General features: G+C 60.9%; 1 protein-coding gene and 2 pseudogenes. 2 read left to right on the top strand and 1 reads right to left on the bottom strand.

Features of this window, described 5'->3' with window-relative positions:
• The first annotated feature begins 68 nt into the window (after positions 1 to 68).
• Together Q1W68_RS03920 and Q1W68_RS03915 are read left to right on the top strand one after the other, a co-directional pair.
• A pseudogene (locus Q1W68_RS03920) lies at positions 69 to 1,630 on the top strand (IS3 family transposase).
• A gap of 298 nt (positions 1,631 to 1,928) precedes the next feature.
• Positions 1,929 to 2,864 carry a helix-turn-helix transcriptional regulator gene (locus tag Q1W68_RS03915; protein WP_300661146.1) on the top strand — a complete coding sequence of 312 codons (936 nt, stop codon included), beginning with the start codon at positions 1,929 to 1,931 and terminating at the stop codon, positions 2,862 to 2,864.
• A 45-nt stretch (positions 2,865 to 2,909) separates the two neighbouring features.
• Here Q1W68_RS03915 and Q1W68_RS03910 read toward each other — a convergent pair.
• A pseudogene (locus tag Q1W68_RS03910) lies at positions 2,910 to 3,227 on the bottom strand (hypothetical protein); the annotation flags it as partial.

Raw genomic sequence — 3,227 nt, 5'->3', positions numbered from 1 at the left:
CCCCCCGCGTCAGAATAGTTGTCGCCCCGATAGAACCAAGAACCTGGGGGCGGCGATGAAGGACGACAGTGGCTCGATACGGACAAGCATTCAAAGACAAAGCGGTGGCCAGGTTGCTGCCGCCGGAGAGCGCCTCGCTGGAGGTGGTTTCGCGTGAGATGGGGGTGAGCGTTGGCACCCTGGAGCGATGGCGCGAGGATGCGCAGACCAGGCCCGCCCGAGGGCGGGCCTGGTCTGCGGGCGCCCGGCTTGAGGCCGTGATCACCACGGCCGCGATGAACGAGGCCGCCAAGGGCGCCTGGTGCCGCGAGTACGGTGTGTACCCGGGCGATCTGGACAAATGGCGCGCGAGCTGCACCACCGCGCTGGTCGACCCGCAAGATGCGCCCGCCAGCCCACAAGCCACCCGAGCTGACCGCAAGCGCATCAAGGAACTCGAGCGCGATCTGTTGCGCAAGGATCGGGCACTGGCCGAGACAGCCGCGTTGCTGGTGCTTTCAAAAAAAGTCTCGGCGATCTTCAACAGGGGCGAGGACGAATGATCGGCCTCGAAGATCGCCAAGCCCTGGCCCGAGCCATTGACACGGCGCATGCCGCAGGAGCGCGGCTGCAGCCCGCCTGCGATGTCGCCGGCATCAACGTGCGAACCCTGCAGCGCTGGAGAGCCCGCGAAGGCCTCTCCAGGGGCGATGGCAGGCCGCGCGCCGTGCGCCCGCTGCCCAACCACGCCCTGAGCGCGGCCGAGCGCGCAGCGCTGCTGGCGGTGGCCAACGAACCGCGTTTTGCCTCTGCGCCACCGGCGCGCATCGTGCCCGTGCTGGCCGACGAGGGCGTGTACCTGGGCAGCGAGTCCAGCATGGCGCGCGTGCTCAAGGCCGCCGGGCAGAACAAGCGCAGAGGACGCGCCAAGGCGCCCAAGGCAACAAAGCCGCCCACCACCCACATCGCCACCGCCCCAGGCCAGGTGTGGTGCTGGGACATGACCTACCTGCCGGCCAAGGTGATGGGCAGGTGGTTTCACCTGTACCTGATCCTGGATCTGTACAGCCGAAAGATCGTGGGTGCCGAGGTGCACGAGAGCGACGACTCAGAGCATGCCGTGCATCTGGTGCGGCGCACCGCGTTGACTGAGGGCATCGCGGCGATGGACACCAAACCCGTACTGCATGGCGACAACGGTTCTACCCTGAAGGCCACCACGGTGCTGGCCATGCTCAACTGGCTGGGCATCAAGCCTTCGTACTCGCGGCCTCGTGTCAGCGATGACAACGCGTTTGCAGAGTCGTTGTTCCGCACAGCCAAGTACCGCCCGGAGTTCCCGGCGCAGGGCTTTGAGACGCTGGACGGTGCCCGTGCCTGGGCTGCTGAATTCGTGCGTTGGTACAACCTGGAGCACCGCCACAGCGGCATCCGCTATGTGAGCCCACAGCAGCGTCACACCGGCCAAGACCAGGCCATCTTGGCGGCACGACACACGCTGTACCGCCAGGCCCGACAGCGCCATCCAGCTCGCTGGACGGGGGCCACTCGGGACTGGTCGCTCATCGACGTGGTGACCCTCAATCCAGAACGAGACGAGGTGGTCAAGCTGGCCACCTGCGTTCAACATACTCAGCTCAAAGCTGCGTGACTCAGGCGACAACTACCTTGACGCGCGCCGGGAGTGATCCCAACAGGAAGGTTGATTGCGTGCAATGACACGCTACTTTCGCGAAAGCGAGAGGTGGGTGAAGGATGTGCGAAGTCAGGCCGGCGTGCAACCCAATCAGGCCAGTTCCGCATTAGGTGTCGAAAACTGTCTGTACGTTTTAACCAGTGCCACGACCGCGCTAACCTACAGATCGACTGGCATACACGGGCCCGATTCACTTGACACGTTTCCCCTGTCTGCATACTATGCGGGTATTATTCAACCACGAAAGAAGCCAATGAAATTGCTGATCAAACGGTACCGGGAGCAGGCAGGTTTTACCCAGGCACAAGTTGCCGACAAGGTTGGCGTGAGCCAGTCGACCTACCAGCGTTGGGAGAGCGGCACGTTGAGTCCATCTGCTGAGACCATCGAGATCTTGGCAAAACTGTTTGGGACGTCAGTCAAGGCGATTGCTGGATTCGTTGAGCCTTTCGATGTCATTGGTTTGAATGCGGGAGATTCCTCAAGGTCCTACTTCGGAGAGATAGCTGTGCACTTTCGAAGTGGGGGCCAACCGCTATTGCTCTCCATCAGCTGGGATACCTACGAGCGCGCGTCACTTTCCATCCAGTCTGAGAACGCTTTCTTGGTGGTGGAGTCGCTGGACAACAGACTGGTTTTCGTACGCCGCGACGCCATCGCCGATGTGTACTTTTCTCATGATGCTTGCGATGAATTTGGCCCGTCTGATGAGGAGTATGAGCAGCCGGTAGGCATCTTTCCGGATGACGAGTTTTGGGCTCAGGTTGAGAGGCTGTGTGGTAGCGACGACATTGCCTCCGAGACCGACGACGAGGAGCTTAGGCGAATGCTTGAGCCGACCGCGGATGATTTCAACAGGCCTGGAATCAGCGAGGCTCAACGAGCCCAGTTGCTCTCATTGGCAGAGGAAGACAGTGAACACCTGTTCTCCCTTGCGACCCATATGAAGTGGCAAATGGGATCACTTCAACGAAGTAAGTCTTTGGACCCCGATGCAGACGTCTACGGGTTTCTGGCGTTCCTAGAGGACACTCCGTCGGACGAGGTTTTGAGCACCATTTCGTTGATGACCGACGGAGGGTACCGGGTCATCCACATCAACCCTGATGCGCTTGACTACATCGCTGTGCCCAAGCACAAGTACAACGCCATCGAAAACAGTGAACTCGCTGAGATGGCTTCTCAGTGAGCGGGTTGGCAACTTCGCGCGCTTTTGCGTGCGTCGATTTGGCAATCATTTGAGCTTGAACGCATTCCAGTCCCTGTCCGAATCTGTGCGAGCGGACCTGGGGCTGAGAAACATGGCCGCATTCAACGGTTGCGGCACCCAGTAGAGGCCGTTTTCGAGATCACTGCGACCCACGCTGGGCGGCAGCATTTCATCCCATCCCTCGTACTGCTCTGGATAGGGCGCGACACCGTACATTTTTGCGCCGGGCCCGCATGCTGCGATGAGTTCAGGCGTGCAAGCCCGCTTCACAAACTCCGGGTCCATCGGATACACCACCCACGCATCACCAGACTTCAGTTCGAAGAACTGGAAGCTGGCCAA

This window comes from Hydrogenophaga sp. (assembly GCF_030158645.1).
GTDB lineage: Bacteria > Pseudomonadota > Gammaproteobacteria > Burkholderiales > Burkholderiaceae_C > Hydrogenophaga.
The sequence above is the reverse complement of the archived record's forward strand: the minus strand, read 5'-3'. Positions and strand labels throughout refer to the sequence as shown.

What these genes read in the sequence shown, in the direction of transcription:
- Q1W68_RS03915 (WP_300661146.1), top strand. Translation starts at nt 1,929, where the DNA reads ATGAAATTGCTGATCAAACGGTACCGGGAGCAGGCAGGTTTTACCCAG.